Origin of the sequence: Flavobacterium noncentrifugens, assembly GCF_900100375.1 — a bacterium.
GTDB classification, from domain to species: Bacteria; Bacteroidota; Bacteroidia; order Flavobacteriales; family Flavobacteriaceae; genus Flavobacterium; species Flavobacterium noncentrifugens.
Window position 1 is genome coordinate 101,335 of sequence record NZ_FNEZ01000007.1, and the last position, 14,917, is coordinate 116,251.

Below are 14,917 nucleotides of genomic sequence, written 5' to 3' on the forward strand. Positions count from 1 at the left end.
CCAAAAAATAAAAGATTAACATTTATTGCGGCTGTTTAAAATTACATTATTATATTTATCACAACCTTTAAAACATTTTTTATGAAGAATATTGTCTATCAATGCTTTATCCTAATTCTCGCAGTGAATTTCACCAACGAGATGACGGCACAAACCAAAGATGCCGCGACACCTGTTTTAGACCGCGAATTGTTTTTTGGAAATCCCGAAATCTCGGCCGGCCAATTGAGCCCCGACGGAAAATGGATTTCTTTCATGAAAGAATACGACGGAATCATGAACATCTGGGTGAAACAATTTGATGAACCTTTTGACAAAGCACGTCCTTTGACAAATAGCAAAAGGCCGATGATGGGTTATTTCTGGACACGCGACGGAAAATATATTGTTTACGTAAAAGATGAAAACGGTGATGAAAATGTAAATGTTTTTGCGGTTGACCCGATGGCAACAGCAGCCGCTGGCAGTGTTCCTGCATCACGAAACCTGACACCGTTAAAAGATGTGACCGCGGGGATCAATCTCGTGAGTAAAAAAGATCCCGATATGATGATGGTTTCCATAAATGACCGCGACAAATCCTGGCACGATTTGTATCAGTTGCAAATTTCTACAGGAACGTTGACTAAAATGTATGAAAATACCGAAAGAATTACAGGTTATGATTTTGATTGGGACGAAAAATTAAGAGTCGTTTCTAAAACTGACGAAAAAGGAAATACGACCATGCTCCGCAAAGACGGTGAAAAATTAGTTCCTTTCTATGATACTAGCGTAACCGAGCAAGCTTACATCACCGGCTGGACACCAGACAACAAAAAAGCCTATCTGGTTTCAAATAAAGGCGACCTCAATTTGTCGACTTTATTTTTAATCGATCCGGTAACGAAACAAAACACCAAAGTGGAAAGCGATCCGAAAAATAGGGTTGATTTTGGCGGACTTTCGATCAGCGACCTAACGAGGGAAGTCATCAGCACCAGCTATACAGACGACAAAGAAGTGTATCTGTGGAAAGATGCGGCCTGGGAACAAAATTATAAATTCCTGCAATCGAAATTTCCGGGGCGCGAGATTGGCTTTCAGAGCATGACCAAAGACGAAAAGAAATTATTAGTTTCTGTTACAGGCGATAAATATGCTCCTGAAGTTTATTTTTTCGATACCAATAATAATGAACTGGTGTTGCAATATGTACCAAGGCCGGCTTTGAAAAAAGTAGAGCAGTATTTGGCTCCAATGACTCCGATGCGTTACAAAAGCAGCGACGGACTTGAAATTCCGGCTTATCTGACCTTGCCTGTCGGAAAAACAGCAAAAAATTTACCTGTTGTAATCCTGGTACACGGTGGGCCAAAAGGGCCAAGAGACAATTGGGGATACAACTCGATTGCTCAATTTTTAGCGAATCGAGGTTATGCCGTTTTGCAGCCAAACTTCAGGGCAAGCGGCGGATATGGGAAAAAATTCCTGAACGGCGGCGACCTGCAATGGGGAAAACTGATGCAGGATGATGTTACCTGGGGCGTGAAATATTTAATCGCCCTAGGCATTGCCAATAAAGATAAAGTGGCGATCATGGGCGGAAGTTATGGTGGTTATGCCACGCTTGCCGGCTTGGCTTTTACGCCTAATGTTTATGCCTGCGGTGTTGATATCGTTGGCCCAAGCAACATTTTTACTTTGCTCGAATCGGTTCCTGCCTATTGGGAAGCTGGAAAAGCAATGTTATACGGAATGGTTGGTGATCCGAACACCGAAGCTGGAAAAGCAAGCATCAAAGCTGCAAGCCCATTATTTAGCGCCGATAAAATCGTAAAACCTTTATTGATCATCCAGGGCGCAAATGATCCAAGGGTTAAAAAAGCTGAAGCCGACCAGATCGTAATTGCTTTGCGCGATAAAGGCAAAAAAGTCGAATATCTTTTGGCAGATGATGAAGGCCACGGTTTCCGCAAACCCGTAAACAGCATGGCGATGTTTGCCGAAACAGAAAAATTCCTTGCAGGCATTCTCGGTGGAACGTATCAAAAAGAAATGCCTGAAAATGTAGCCAAACGTTTAAAAGAAATCACGGTTGATGTTTCGAAAGTAACGTACGAATCTAAAAAAGAGATCAAAACGGCAAAAGATTTTCCGGCGATCAACAACACTTTCAAAGCGCAAACGGTAAACTACGATTTTACTTTTGAAGTGCAGGGCCAAACCATTCCGATGACGATGACAAGAACCGTTTCCCAAAAAGGGAGCAACTGGAGCGTGAAAGATTCGGCTAAAGGAATGATGGGCGAAATCACGGATGAAGCCGAGTTCACGCCAGCAATGGCCATCGTAAGCAGAAACATGACACAAATGGGACAAAGCATCCCGATGGCGTTCACAAAAGACAAAATGACGATGGAAATGCAAGGCAAAAAAATGGAAATCCTTTTTACTGGCGCTTACTTTTCTGACGGTGCTGGATTGGATTACATCATCGCAGGATTGCCTTTAAAACCTGACTATGCACTGGCTTTTGAAATGCCCGATATGACTACAGGAAAAGCAAAGCAGGTGACCTTGAAAGTTGTTGGAACCGAAAAATTCAACAATGTGGATTGCCTTAAAACAGAAGTCGTTTCGAATGATAATCCGAATGACATCACAACATTATGGATCAACCCAGCAACTAAAATGGCTGAAAAAACGACACAAGTTGTTCCTGCATTGGGAAATGCAAAAATGACGGTCACAAAAAAATAAAAAAATTATCAAATCTTAAAGGAGTTGTCTTAACGGCAGCTCCTTTTTATTTTTATACCAATTGGGAATTCATATATTTGCAATCAACTGAACAAAACTTTCCTTTAAGAATAAAGAAACATTAAAGCTTTCTTAAATACTTAAAAAAGTAATTTCGTTTTATTATTTTTAAAAACTCAAAATTCAAAACACCATGAAAAATATTTTTACCGCTTTATTGATTGTCTTTTCATTTGCCGCAAATGCACAAGCACAAAAAATCAAGCCAACCGATTTGCCTGCTGACATCTTTACATTCATACAGGCAAATTTTAAAGAAACGGTTGTAAAAACAGCTTCGAAAGAAACTAAAAAAAAATCCGGCCTGTCGACTTACAGTATTGTACTTGAAGACAAAACAGAACTTGAGTTTAAAGATTCAGGTAGCTGGAAAAAAATTGACGGAAAAGGAACTCCGATTCCGGTATCACTTGTTCCTACACCTTTTTGGGATTACATAAAAAAGAATTACCCGCAACAGGAAGTGACCAAAATTGATAAAGGCCCACAGGAAATCCTGGTTAAATTAGTCAACGGAACTGAATTGGTTTTTAACATCCACGGAAAATTTGTAAGGGTTGAAAAGGTAGAAGTTATTGAAAATACAGACAAATAAAAAAAACAATATTCCATAAAAAACCACGATTGAAATACGATCGTGGTTTTTTGTTTAAAAATTATTCTTTCCTGTATTTTTTGGTTTCTTCAAAAATATGCTCTAAAATTTTAGCTTCTTTCTCATCAAATGCTACATTCCTGCGCGACATGACGATTTTTGCAGTTTCAAATGCTTTTTTGGTGATGTAAGTCGTAAATCCCGATGCGCCGCCCCATGAAAAACTCGGAACAAAATTTCGCGGAAAGCCACTTCCGAAAATATTCGTGCTTACGCCAACAACCGTCCCGGTATTAAACATCGTATTGATTCCGGCCTTGCTGTGGTCGCCCATCATCAATCCGCAGAACTGCAATCCTGTTTTTGCAAAACCTTCCGTTTCATAACTCCACAATTTGACTTCTTCGTAATTGTTTTTGAGGTTCGAATTGTTCGTATCGGCACCCAGATTACACCATTCGCCCAAAACCGAATTTCCTAAAAATCCGTCATGCCCCTTATTAGAATAGCCGAACAAAACAGAATTACTAACTTCACCGCCTATTCTCGAATGTGGCCCAACAGTTGTCGCGCCATAAACCTTCGCTCCCATTTTCACCAAAGCCTGCTCACACAGCGCAAATGGACCGCGGATGATCGAGCCTTCCATAATTTCAGAATCTTTACCTATATATATTGGCCCGGTTGAAGCGTTCAAGGTTACGAATTCGAGCTTTGCACCTTCTTCGATAAAAATATTTTCAGGCGAAATCACGTTGACGCTTTTTGGGATGGGTTGTGATTTTCGGTCTTCGGTCAGCAACTCGAAATCCTCGCGAATCGCAGCATCATTTTTAGAAAAAATATCCCACGGATTTGCTACAAAAAGGCAATCGTCGTTGTATTCGATGACTTCATAATTGTCGAAATTGACTTCTTCCTGTGTGTCCTGCGTATAAAAAGCGATGACTTCCTCGCCTTTAAAAATCGCTTGGTTTGGTTCGAGATTGCCAACCAATTCGGCCAAAATGCCATTCGGCAGAAAAGACGCATTAATCATCACGTTTTCTTCGAGTTCGACCATCGGGAATTTTTCAGACAAATAGTCTTCAGTCAATGTTGTTGTCGTCGATCCTAAATATTTTTCCCATTTTTCACGAATGGTTAAAATTCCGATCCGAATATCGGCAACGGGACGTGTAAATGTAAAAGGAAGCAAGGCGTTGCGGACGGTTCCGTCAAAAAGTATGTAGTTCATTTTATGAAGTTTCAAAGTTGTAAAGTGCCAAAGTTACAAAGTTTAAATACAAAACAGGTTACCTAAAAATAAAAAAGCCTCCCGAATTGGAAGGCTTTCTGATATTTGAAACTGTTAAAATTATTTAACGTGTTTAGCGTATTTGGTCTTAAATTTATCGATACGTCCTGCAGTATCAATAAGTTTAGATTTACCTGTGTAAAAAGGGTGAGACGTTCTAGAGATCTCCATTTTCACAACGGGATATTCAACACCTTCGTGAGTGATTGTTTCTCTTGTATCAGCTGTAGATTTAGTGATAAAAACTTCTTCGTTAGACATGTCTTTAAAAGCAACTAATCTGTAATTTTCCGGGTGGATTCCTTTTTTCATGGTAATATTTTACTTTAATGGCTATAATTTGTCCTGCAGCTTTTCTCACGAAAAGGTATAAACGCCTTATAACTTTTTGTTTTACTTTATTATTTTAAGCCTGCAAATTTACAATTATTTTTTAATAATCAAATGTTTATAGATGTTTTTTTAATCAATATCCGACAGCAATTATTTTACGCATTACATACGGAATTGTTATATTTGTAGATTAATTCAACCAAGCGATTATTAAGTATGGAAAATCTGAGGAAAAATGCAGTCAAATTTGGATTGTTTTTAGGTCTTTTTTTAATTGTTGTCACCACGATCATGTATGCCGTCGACCTGAGTTTGTTTACAAAACCGTGGATCGGAGTAACAAATCTCATAGTAATTACCTTATTTGGCGCTTTCGCAGGTATCACTTATAAAAAGCAACAAGGCGGTTTTCTAACATTTAAAGAAGCGTTCACCGCATTTTTCATTACGGTGGTAATCGGATTTTTGCTTTCGACGATTTATACCATTTTGCTTTTTAATTTTATTGATCCCGAGGCGAAAGCGGTGATTACCGAAAACCTGATCAAATATACCGTCAGCATGATGCAAAGTTTCGGGGCGAAAGCTGCCGATGTCAATAAAATCATCGAAGACCTGCAAAAAACAGATTCATTTGGAGCTGTTGCACAACTCAAAGGTTTTGCAATCAATTTGGTCATCTACTCTATTATCGGACTCGTGACTGCATTGATCATCAGAAGAGAACGCCCACAAAGTTTATAATTAATGAATTTATCCATTGTAATTCCGCTTCTCAACGAAGAAGAATCTTTGCAGGAACTCCACAACTGGATCGTTTCGGTAATGACCAAAAATAATTTTTCCTACGAAGTGATTTTCATCGATGACGGAAGCACTGACAATTCCTGGAACATCATCAGCCGCCTTTCGGCAGAAAACACGAACATCAAAGGCATCCGTTTCTTGAAGAATTTCGGGAAGTCACAAGCCTTACACGCCGGATTTGCGAAAGCGGAAGGCGATGTCGTCATTACAATGGACGCCGATTTGCAGGACAATCCTGAAGAAATCCCCGAATTGCGCGAAATGATTTTAGAACACAATTTCGATCTGGTTTCGGGCTGGAAGAAGAAAAGATACGATTCGGTTGTCAGCAAAAACCTGCCGTCAAAATTGTTCAACTGGGCTGCGCGCCGCACTTCGGGTGTAGCACTGAATGATTTTAACTGCGGATTGAAAGCCTACAAAAATACGGTCGTAAAAAATATCGAAGTTTCAGGCGAAATGCACCGTTACATTCCGGTTCTGGCGAAAAATGCCGGATTTGGAAAAATCGGGGAAAAAGTAGTAAAGCACCAGGCAAGAAAATACGGCGAAACCAAATTTGGGATGGACCGTTTTATCAACGGATTTCTCGATTTAATCACGATCTGGTTTATCTCTCGCTTTGGAAAACGCCCGATGCACTTGTTTGGCGCTTTAGGTTCTGTGATGTTTATCATCGGATTTTTAGCTGCCGGATTTATCGGATTTTCAAAATTGTACCGTTTGTATAATGATTTGCCTTACAATTTGGTGACCAATAATCCGTGGTTTTACATTTCACTGACGACGATGATCATTGGAACACAACTGTTCCTGGCCGGTTTTCTTGGCGAAATCATCTTGCGGACGAAGAACAATGAAGAACGTTATAAAATATCAAATACTGTCAATATATAACTGAAGCTGATTGCGAGACATCTGCCCTAGCCCTGATTGAAATGGAAATCCTTTTTTGAGGTCATTGTGAGGCACGAAGCAATCCCGAAAAAAAGATTGCAATGGAAAGCAGGATCAGCTCCTAAAAAATAAAACACTATGGAAATTGAAAAAGACATATTAGACCGCGCCAATGCCTGGCTAACACCGGTTTTCGACAATAAGACGCAGGAAGCCGTGAAAGAAATGATTTCTTCCTCGCCCGCTGATTTGAAGGAAAGTTTTTACAAAAACCTGGAATTCGGAACGGGCGGAATGCGTGGCGTCATGGGCGTTGGAACGAACAGAATCAACAAATATACGCTCGGGAAAAATACGCAAGGGATTTCAAATTACCTGCACCAGCAATTTCCGGGGCAGCAAATTAAAGTGGTCATTGCATATGATTGTCGCCACAACAGCAACACTTTAGCAAAAACAGTTGCGGATGTATTTTCTGCCAATGGCATCAAAGTGTATTTATTTTCAGATTTGCGTCCGACTCCAGAACTCAGTTTTGCGCTCAAATATTTAAAATGCCAGTGCGGAATCGTATTGACGGCGTCACATAATCCGCCGGAATATAACGGTTATAAAGTGTATTGGGAAGATGGCGGCCAGCTTGTTCCGCCACAGGACGGTGAAATCATCAACGTCATTGAAGCGTTGGAATATGCCGAAATTAAATTCCAGCCCGACGAAAAACTGATTGAATATATTGATAAGGAAGTTGATGACGCGTTTATCAAATCATCGATTGAAAACGCGAGTTTCAATACGCCTGCAAAAGATAAGGAAAATTTAAATATCGTTTTTACTTCGCTGCACGGAACCTCGATCAAGCTGGTTCCGCCAACATTGGCGAAAGCCGGATATACCAAAGTGCACATTGTTCCGGAACAGGCCGAGCCGAACGGGGATTTCCCAACGGTAAAATCTCCAAATCCTGAAGAACCGGAAGCTTTGAGCATGGCCGTTGCGCTTGCAGATAAATTAAATGCCGATATTGTTGTTGGAACCGATCCGGATTGCGACCGTTTGGGCGTTGCTGTAAGAAACAACGACGGTAAAATGACGCTGCTGAACGGAAACCAAACGATGGTTTTAATGACGCATTATCTGCTCGAAAAGTGGAAAACTCAAGGAAAAATAGATGGCAAACAGTTCATCGGATCAACGATCGTTTCTACGCCAATGATGATGGAACTCGCTTCTGCGTATGACGTAGAATGCAAAGTTGGCTTGACCGGTTTTAAATGGATCGCGAAAATGATCAAAGATTTCCCGCAGCAAAAATTCATCGGTGGCGGTGAAGAAAGTTTTGGATATATGGTCGGCGATGCCGTTCGTGACAAAGATGCCGTTGCCGCGACGTTGCTGATCTGCGAAATTGCAGCACAGGCTAAAGCCAAAGGCAGCTCGGTTTACAAAGAACTGATTGAATTGTATGCTGAATTCGGATTTTACAAAGAATATTTGGTTTCACTGACCAAAAAAGGCATTTCAGGATTGCAGGAAATCAACCAGATGATGGTCGATTTACGTGAAAATCCGTTAAAGGAAATTTACAATGAACGTGTCGTAATGGTGGAAGATTACCAATCATCGATCGCTAAAAACATCATGACCGGCGAGGAAGAAATGATGACAATCCCAAAATCGAACGTCCTGATTTATTACCTCGAAGACGGCACGAAAATCTGTGCGCGACCAAGCGGAACCGAGCCAAAAATCAAATTTTATTTCAGCGCACATCTTCCACTCGACCGTGCAGAAAATGCAGCTGCCGTGGAAAAACAACTTGACGATAAGATCAAGGAAATCATATCGGAACTCAACCTTAGCTAATGAACAATTACAGAAAGATCATTCCGTTCATCAAACCGTATAAAAGCAATGCGGTGATGAACATTTTTTACAATATTTTATATGCGTTGTTCAGTTCGCTATCGATGCTGTCGCTTTTCCCAATGCTCAATATTTTGTTTGGCGAGGAAAAACCGGTTGCCAGCACAAAGCCTGAATTGCATAGCATTACGGAATTGGGCGGTTATTTAAAGGATTTGCTGAATTATTATGCCGCAAAATTTGCAGGCGAAGACCAAACGCGCGCCTTGTTGTTTGTGATCATTTTGATCATCGCGCTGTTCCTTCTGAAAAACATTTTCAATTATCTTGCGATGTACCATATTACGCTGTTGCGGAATGGTGTGTTGAAAGATTTCAGGAACATTTTATACAAAAAGATCATCGAACTTCCGGTATCGTTCTATTCTGAAAAGCGAAAAGGCGACGTGATGGCGAGAATGCTGGGCGATGTTGGTGAGGTGCAGGCTTCGTTTTTTGCGATCTTCGAATTGATCATCCGCGAACCGTTGACGATTATTTTTACGATCATTACGATGTTTTATATCAGTGTGAAACTAACGTTGTTCGTGTTCATTTTCATTCCGATTTCAGGTTTGATCATTTCAAGAATCGGGAAATCATTAAAGTCAAAATCAGAACGGGTACAGCAGGAATCTGGATTTTTCATTTCTGTGGTTGAAGAAACCCTTGGCGGATTAAAAGTCATCAAAAGCTACAATGCAGAGAATAAATTCAAGTCGGTTTTCGATGATTCGGTGACGCGTTTGCTTAAATTATCCAACAGCATCGGAAACAAAAACAACCTGGCTTCGCCGATGAGCGAATTCTTAGGAATTGTAACGATCGCCGTTTTACTTTGGTATGGCGGGCATATGGTTTTGATTGAAAAAACATTGTTAGGATCGGCATTTATCACATATATGGCGTTGGCGTACAACATCTTAACGCCTGCAAAAGCAATCTCAAAAGCATCTTATAATGTGAAGAGCGGATTGGCTGCAGCCGACAGGGTTTTTACGGTTTTGGAAGAAGTCAATACGATCGAATCTAAAGAAGATGCGGTTTTTAAAGAAGGTTTTGAAGATCGGATTTCGATTAAAAATATCAATTTCAGATATGAGGAAGAAAATGTCCTGAAAGACTTTTCTCTCGAAGTTCCAAAAGGAAAAACCATTGCACTTGTTGGGCAATCGGGAAGCGGAAAAAGTACAATCGCGAACTTGCTGACGCGTTTTTATGACGTACAGGAAGGCCAAATCGAAATTGACGGCGTCAATATTAAAGACTTAGATCTGCATTCGCTGCGTGCTTTAATGGGATTGGTGACACAGGATTCAATCTTATTCAACGATACGATCAAAAACAATATTCTTCTCGGAAAACAAAATGCAACTGATGAAGAAGTGATCGATGCCTTAAAAATTGCCAACGCTTACGAATTTGTGAAAGATTTGCCTTTGGGCATTGAAACCAACATCGGCGACAGCGGCAACAAGCTTTCGGGCGGACAAAAACAACGTTTGTCGATTGCACGCGCTGTACTTAAAAATCCGCCGATCATGATCCTTGATGAAGCGACTTCAGCACTCGACACCGAAAGCGAAAAACTCGTTCAGGTGGCGTTAGAAAATATGATGCAGAACCGTACTTCGATTGTGATTGCGCACCGACTTTCAACAATCCAGAAAGCAGACGTGATTGTTGTGATGCAAAAAGGAAAAATCGTTGAGCAAGGCAGCCACGACGAACTGATTGCAAAACAAGGCACCTACAACAAACTGGTCACGATGCAATCTTTTGAATCTTAAAAATGTATACCAACGATAAAGACATCAAGCTGCCACACGATCCGGAAACGATTGTCTGGAAATATCTTGATTTGTCTAAATTCGTTGATTTATTGTTGTACAGAAAATTGTTCATGTCGCGGTCGGACAAGTTTGAAGACCAATATGAAGGCACGTTCAGCGAGCCGACTTTTGAGGAAATCCGCAAGCTTTCGATAGACAATCCCGACTTTTTGGATTACTACAAAACACACCGGAAAAATGTCGTCATCAGCAGCTGGCACATCAACGAATATGAATCGTTTGCGATGTGGCAGATTTTTACACAGAAGAGCGAAGGTTTGGCGATCCAGTCGACTTTAGGCCGGTTGCAAGAAGCTTTGGCACCTGAAAAAACGTATCAGCAATACATTGGAGAAGTCAATTACATCGATTATAAAAAAGAATACATTCCGTTTGAAAATGCGTTTTTTCCGTTTTTATTCAAGCGGAAAAGTTTCCAATACGAACGCGAAATCCGGATCATCACCGATGCGACTTCGCACAATTTAAACATCGACAACGGACTTAAAATCGACGTCGACATCAGCCAGTTGATCGAGAAAATCTACATCCATCCAAAATCAGAAAACTGGTATAAAAACCTTGTCATCGAACTCGTAAAACGATTGGGATTTGACTTTACAATCGAAAAATCAGATCTTGAAAGCGACATCCTGATTTAAAAAGCAATTTCTAAAGTCGTATAAAAACTCCTGAAATCTGATGGGATAATTCCCGGCCCAGGATAACCTGAAGCGCGTCTGGTAAAATATTTATTGTCGGTAAAATTGTTGATCCCAGCTTCGAGTTTTAGCATTTTCCATTTATAGGATGCAGAAAAATCGGCCACATAATAAGACGGGATTTGTCCGGTAATTCCGTCACCAATGCTATTTTGATTGCTGTAATCATTATTTGCAGTAGTAAATTGTGACGAAACATAAGTGAGTTGCAGGCTTGTTTTAAAATTTTTATAGCCAATTCCGGTTCCGGCTTTGATGTTATACAAAGGAACAAATTCGACTTCATTGCCTTTAACGCTGATGTCGTAATTTGACGGCACATACGATTTAAGGTATTCAGATCCGGTAAATGCAGTGTTTGAGAACACATTCCAGACAAAATTCTCGTTGTTTTTAAAGAAAGTCCGCGCCAGATTCCAGTCGATCATCATTTCAAACCCATAGGTGACGGCCGTTCCTATATTATCTCTAATGCGCTTGAATATCTGACTTTCTACTATGTCGTATTCTCCAATTTTATCATCATAGTACAAACCGAACACGCTGGCGTCAAAAGTCACCTTATCGGTTAATTGTCCGCGAAATCCAATATCCGAAGTATAGCCTTTTTCATCAGAAATTCCGGGTGCAATTTTTTGGTTCGGAATGGCCGTACGAATGTCATTGAATGTGATCGAACGGTAATTCTGGGAAACATTTCCGTAAAATTCCAGTTTGTTTTTTGGTTTGTAACTCAGTCCGATGCCAAATAAAACAAAATTTCGGTCTTTTATATTGTCTTCATATTCTGTTCTATCAGAAATGACTTCTGTCTCTGAAAAATTCAAGCCAATTACCCTATAATAACCCTCAGCTTCGGTTCTAATTTTTTCGAATCGAAAACCCGGCGTAACGGAGAATTTTTGTGTAATCCGAAAAATGTTCTCCCAAAAAACGGCAATGTTCATATTTGGATATTTATAATCCGATTGGTTTTTGTAATATGGAAATTCTGTTGTCGCCAGATTAAAATCGGCATCGCTTCTGGAACTTCCCGGGCCTTGAAATCCCGAATTATCCGACTGGTAGTATTTGGCCCCGATTAAAAATGTACTTTTATTTCTTCCCAGATTATAACCTTGCAAGTATCTGGCTTCGGCGCCCCAGTTTTTAAAATCCCCCGAAATTAGATCGCGAGCCTGGCCTTGAGCATCTCCAATTTCAATGCGGTTTGGCCTGAATCCAACGGATTTTCTGCTTGCATCAAGTCCGAAAAGCTGCAGCGAAAAATTGGCATCAGCCGTGAATTTATGGTTGAATCGCAGGGCAAACAAATTCCAGTCGACTTTAAACCAATTCCTGGCGCGGTTGCTTTGGCGCGGATTTTCGTAAAACATGGGATCGGTCAATCCGCCAGCCTGGTGCGCGAGGTAATTGAAATAGGTATAATCAAAATGCAGCGACGTTTTATCGGTAAACTGGTAATTCAGGTTCGCGAAAAAGTTCTTGCTTTCAAAATCAGAATTAGGGCGAAAGCCGTCGCCTTTTTTATAATTCGAAAAAGCGTAATAACTGAATTTTCCAACGCTACCGCTGAGGCTTGTGAAATTGGTATACAATCCGTAAGAGCCAACTGTATTTCTTAAAACTACGCTGATTGGTTTTTCAGATGGTGATTTGAGTTTGAAATTGACCAATCCGCCAAATTGTGTTCCGTATTGTAGCGATGCAGCACCACGGACGACCTGGATTTCATCGAGTGCTTCTGTTGGCGGCACATAATAACTTTCGGGATACCCCAAGACATCGGCACTGATGTCGTAACCGTTTTGGCGCGTATTGAAATTGGACGTGCGGTTTGGATCAAGTCCGCGTGCGCCAATGCTGAGCTGCAATCCGCCATCTGAACCTTCATTGATCGTTAAACCAACGACCTGTGCGAAAATCTGGCGTGTGTTATTCGTCGCTTTATTCGCGGTCAGTTGCCCGACTGAAATCACTTCGGATTTTTTTCCTGCGTAAATCGCGGTTTCTTCGACATCTCGGAGTTTGTTGAGTGCGAATATTTTTTCCTTTTGTTTTTGAACGGTTACTTCTGAAAGGCTGTTGATTTTCTCCAGTGAAACCTGGATATTTTCGGATGGCGCGGCGTATGAATTTTCAAAGATTGCGTAATTGTCACTGTAAAAAGTGAGTTCATAATTTCCGGCTTTGCTTACGTTGACAACAAAATTTCCGTTTTTATCCGTTTGCGATTTATTGCCATCGGTTTTGTTGATGATTTGGATGAATGGCAATTTCTCCCCACTAGCAGCCGTAACTGTACCGGAGATTTTAACCTGCGCGAAAACATTGCCGGCAAGCAGTAAAAATAAAAAGCAGCTAAAATCCTTTAATGTCATCTTTGAACGGCAGCAGCCAGGTTTTGTGTTTAAACGATTCATTTTCTTTAGCGAGATCTATGGTTTTGTCGATGTATAATTTGCTGAGCCTTCCGTTAAGTGCGACGTAACTTTCGGCGCGTACTTCAGGATCATGAATGCCTTGTTTTTGGTAAAAATCGTGTAAAATGTGTGCGTATTGCAGTATAAAATCGGGTTGAAAAGCCATTTGCTTTTCCTGAAAAGCGGTTAAAAAATGGCTGTTGTTCACATGGAAACTTTCTTTGGTTTTGGCATCAGTTACGGTAAATTGCGTGTAACCTGCTTTTTCCATCAGCATGACGCGCCACGAAAAACGGAAACCTTCTTCGGTCCAGAACAATTCGCCGGGATAACACAAATACCGGAATGGAAACAACAATTGAAAACAGACAAACAGGGTTAATATTCCGATTTTCATCTGATAAAGACTTCCTTTCATGATCGTTTTTTCATTCGCCACATTAAAAACCGATTTCCCAATTTTGAAAAATCTAGCGATAATCTCCAGGCATTTCTGATGAAAACCACTGTCGAAAAACAGCAGCGAAGATACGATCATTACGTATGGAAAAACGCCGATCGGGAACAGGATTTTTGTGAGCAAATGGAAAACAACGACTAAGATGAAGGCAAAAATCCGGGTGCGTTTGTACAATAGTAAAAACACAATCGTCAAATCGTAAACCGCACCAGTCCAGCTGAAGGCAAAATGCACCCAGTTTTCATTCAGCAACGGCCCAATAACCGGAAAATTCAGATTGTTTGGCAGCCAGATTTTAAGCGGCATCGCTTTGAAAAGCCAATCGGAATTGAGTTTGGCCAAACCCGCATAAAAGTATACGATCCCGAGCAAAAGCTTTAAAATATCGGTGTTCCAGGAAGGAATTTTTTGAAAAGATTTTTTCGGATCCTGATATGCATCAACTGAAAAACAGGCATTTGCAGGAAGGAAAATCATTACAAAACCGATGATCGAAATGAAATAATAATGGTTTAGGTAGGTCGTTTTGTCCATCAGTTCGATGTAGGTAAAACTCAGGAAAAACGCGATTGCCGAAGCTTTGTATCTGTATCCGATCGTAAAGAAAAGTGATGAAATTCCGCAGATCAAAAATATCAGATACGTGTAAATCCCGATTGGCTTCACCCAGTCAAAACCATAATAAGTGAAATGATATTGGGGCGCAATGTAGAATTTTTCGATCCAGCCGTAAGCCGCAAACCGGATCAGGCTGCACAGCATCATAAAACCAAACGCCAGCCTGAAAAAGGCCAGCGTTGAAGCATTTGTATACGTATTTAAGTAATTTTTGATTCGGTTCATG

The 14,917-nt window shown here is 40.6% G+C and carries 11 protein-coding genes; 7 read left to right on the top strand and 4 right to left on the bottom strand.

Annotated elements, in window-relative coordinates; translation table 11 throughout:
* Window positions 1–81 precede the first annotated feature (81 nt).
* Both BLS32_RS16795 and BLS32_RS16800 read left to right on the top strand, forming a co-directional pair.
* Window positions 82–2,742 carry a S9 family peptidase gene (locus BLS32_RS16795; RefSeq protein WP_091398740.1) on the top strand — a complete coding sequence of 887 codons (2,661 nt, stop codon included), beginning with the start codon at window positions 82–84 and terminating at the stop codon, window positions 2,740–2,742.
* 193 nt (window positions 2,743–2,935) lie between these two features.
* Window positions 2,936–3,397 carry a PepSY-like domain-containing protein gene (locus BLS32_RS16800; RefSeq protein ID WP_091398741.1) on the top strand — a complete coding sequence of 154 codons (462 nt, stop codon included), beginning with the start codon at window positions 2,936–2,938 and terminating at the stop codon, window positions 3,395–3,397.
* Window positions 3,398–3,458: 61 nt separating this feature from the next.
* Here BLS32_RS16800 and BLS32_RS16805 read toward each other — a convergent pair whose 3' ends face one another.
* Window positions 3,459–4,634, bottom strand: coding sequence for a GlmU family protein (locus BLS32_RS16805; RefSeq protein ID WP_091398742.1), 1,176 nt, complete (start codon window positions 4,632–4,634; stop codon window positions 3,459–3,461).
* Between the two features lie 120 nt (window positions 4,635–4,754).
* Complete coding sequence (locus BLS32_RS16810; RefSeq protein WP_091398743.1) at window positions 4,755–5,006, bottom strand: type B 50S ribosomal protein L31; 252 nt, start codon at window positions 5,004–5,006, stop codon at window positions 4,755–4,757.
* A 237-nt stretch (window positions 5,007–5,243) separates the two neighbouring features.
* Here BLS32_RS16810 and BLS32_RS16815 point away from each other — a divergent pair, with 237 nt between their 5' ends.
* The 5 genes from BLS32_RS16815 to BLS32_RS16835 all read left to right on the top strand — a co-directional run bounded on the left by BLS32_RS16815 (window position 5,244) and on the right by BLS32_RS16835 (window position 11,130).
* The gene (locus BLS32_RS16815; protein ID WP_091398746.1) at window positions 5,244–5,771 is read left to right on the top strand and encodes a DUF4199 domain-containing protein; all 528 of its coding nucleotides are present in this window, start codon (window positions 5,244–5,246) and stop codon (window positions 5,769–5,771) included.
* Between the two features lie 3 nt (window positions 5,772–5,774).
* Window positions 5,775–6,731 (top strand): glycosyltransferase family 2 protein, encoded by a 957-nt coding sequence (locus tag BLS32_RS16820; RefSeq protein WP_091398747.1) that lies wholly within the window; start codon window positions 5,775–5,777, stop codon window positions 6,729–6,731.
* A gap of 138 nt (window positions 6,732–6,869) precedes the next feature.
* On the top strand, window positions 6,870–8,597 hold the full coding sequence (locus BLS32_RS16825) for a phospho-sugar mutase (protein WP_091398748.1): 1,728 nt from the start codon (window positions 6,870–6,872) through the stop codon (window positions 8,595–8,597).
* Window positions 8,597–10,426, top strand: coding sequence for an ABC transporter ATP-binding protein (locus BLS32_RS16830; RefSeq protein WP_091398749.1), 1,830 nt, complete (start codon window positions 8,597–8,599; stop codon window positions 10,424–10,426). Before BLS32_RS16825 ends, BLS32_RS16830 begins: the two co-directional genes overlap by 1 nt.
* A gap of 2 nt (window positions 10,427–10,428) precedes the next feature.
* Window positions 10,429–11,130: a hypothetical protein gene (locus BLS32_RS16835; protein ID WP_091398750.1), complete on the top strand. Its 702-nt coding sequence runs from the start codon at window positions 10,429–10,431 to the stop codon at window positions 11,128–11,130.
* On the opposite strand, the gene BLS32_RS16840 is transcribed toward BLS32_RS16835, so the two are convergent.
* Together BLS32_RS16840 and BLS32_RS16845 are read right to left on the bottom strand one after the other, a co-directional pair.
* Window positions 11,127–13,571: a TonB-dependent receptor domain-containing protein gene (locus tag BLS32_RS16840; protein ID WP_091398752.1), complete on the bottom strand. Its 2,445-nt coding sequence runs from the start codon at window positions 13,569–13,571 to the stop codon at window positions 11,127–11,129. The two genes, BLS32_RS16835 and BLS32_RS16840, sit on opposite strands and share 4 nt — an antisense overlap.
* Window positions 13,552–14,916 carry an HTTM domain-containing protein gene (locus BLS32_RS16845; RefSeq protein WP_091398755.1) on the bottom strand — a complete coding sequence of 455 codons (1,365 nt, stop codon included), beginning with the start codon at window positions 14,914–14,916 and terminating at the stop codon, window positions 13,552–13,554. The genes BLS32_RS16840 and BLS32_RS16845 overlap by 20 nt, the downstream gene beginning before the upstream one ends.
* Window position 14,917: the final 1 nt, after the last annotated feature.

Coding starts and splice junctions, on each gene's coding strand:
- BLS32_RS16795 (WP_091398740.1), top strand. CDS start 82: ATGAAGAATATTGTCTATCAATGCTTTATCCTAATTCTCGCAGTGAAT.
- BLS32_RS16835 (WP_091398750.1), top strand. CDS start 10,429: ATGTATACCAACGATAAAGACATCAAGCTGCCACACGATCCGGAAACG.
- BLS32_RS16815 (WP_091398746.1), top strand. CDS start 5,244: ATGGAAAATCTGAGGAAAAATGCAGTCAAATTTGGATTGTTTTTAGGT.
- BLS32_RS16825 (WP_091398748.1), top strand. CDS start 6,870: ATGGAAATTGAAAAAGACATATTAGACCGCGCCAATGCCTGGCTAACA.
- BLS32_RS16820 (WP_091398747.1), top strand. CDS start 5,775: ATGAATTTATCCATTGTAATTCCGCTTCTCAACGAAGAAGAATCTTTG.
- BLS32_RS16840 (WP_091398752.1), bottom strand. CDS start 13,571: ATGACATTAAAGGATTTTAGCTGCTTTTTATTTTTACTGCTTGCCGGC.
- BLS32_RS16800 (WP_091398741.1), top strand. CDS start 2,936: ATGAAAAATATTTTTACCGCTTTATTGATTGTCTTTTCATTTGCCGCA.
- BLS32_RS16845 (WP_091398755.1), bottom strand. CDS start 14,916: ATGAACCGAATCAAAAATTACTTAAATACGTATACAAATGCTTCAACG.
- BLS32_RS16830 (WP_091398749.1), top strand. CDS start 8,597: ATGAACAATTACAGAAAGATCATTCCGTTCATCAAACCGTATAAAAGC.
- BLS32_RS16805 (WP_091398742.1), bottom strand. CDS start 4,634: ATGAACTACATACTTTTTGACGGAACCGTCCGCAACGCCTTGCTTCCT.
- BLS32_RS16810 (WP_091398743.1), bottom strand. CDS start 5,006: ATGAAAAAAGGAATCCACCCGGAAAATTACAGATTAGTTGCTTTTAAA.